The sequence below is a fragment of the Paenibacillus periandrae genome (assembly GCF_022458865.1).
Taxonomy (GTDB): Bacteria; Bacillota; Bacilli; order Paenibacillales; family NBRC-103111; genus Paenibacillus_S; species Paenibacillus_S periandrae.
Window position 1 is genome coordinate 1 of record NZ_JAJNMU010000176.1, and the last position, 291, is coordinate 291.

At 47.1% G+C, this 291-nt stretch carries 1 protein-coding gene; it reads right to left on the minus strand.

What is annotated here, in order from left to right; all coding sequences use genetic code 11:
• Nucleotides 1-291: hypothetical protein (locus tag LRL21_RS45115; RefSeq protein ID WP_240422242.1), on the minus strand; the 291-nt coding region annotated here is incomplete at both ends.

Genomic DNA, 291 nt, shown 5'->3' on the forward strand with positions numbered 1-291 from the left:
CGGGGAAGGGTGTTGCCAGTTGGACGCTACCACAAGCCAAGGCTGCGATCCCTGCCAAAACTGATTCAGATTGTCCCACACCATATTCACGTAACTATTTCCATTCCATTCTTGGTAATACCAGTTGCTATGTCCCTGAACAGAGCTGAACTGTTGGGAGGCAACGTTAGAAACACCATATGTAATGACCGGATCCCATTTGGTCCCATCGCTACTATTTTCTCCGTTTGCATCTACAAGGAAGTACAAAGCATCTCCTTCTGTCACACCTACCGATACATCCGTATCAGT